This is a genomic window from Salmonella sp. SAL4457, assembly GCF_046548235.1.
Classification (GTDB): Bacteria; Pseudomonadota; Gammaproteobacteria; order Enterobacterales; family Enterobacteriaceae; genus Salmonella; species Salmonella enterica.
Genome location: NZ_JBGDZO010001320.1, coordinates 1 through 236, shown reverse-complemented (window position 1 = coordinate 236; position 236 = coordinate 1). Strand labels below are relative to the sequence as shown.

Genomic DNA, 236 nt, shown 5'->3' with positions numbered 1-236 from the left:
ATATAGGGAGGCAGTACTTCCAGCGCCTGCTGCTTGGTCTCGATGCTGGCCTGGAAGAGCTGGCGGATACGGTGTTGCATGTCCATCGGTAATGACCTTCGGTGGGGCGGCTGATCAGGCGTCGAATGCGTTCTGAATCCAGTCCAGTCGCGGTGGTGATTGTCCGTCGCTGGTATCGACGGTGACCACATCGAAGCGACAGGGGCGTTTGGCCCAGCGCGCCTCCTGTTGCAGAA

The 236-nt window shown here is 59.7% G+C and carries 1 pseudogene; it reads right to left on the bottom strand.

What is annotated here, in order from left to right:
• Nucleotides 1–86 (bottom strand): annotated as a pseudogene (locus ACLJNW_RS28460) (phosphoheptose isomerase); the annotation flags it as partial.
• Between the last annotated feature and the right edge of the window lie 150 nt (nt 87–236).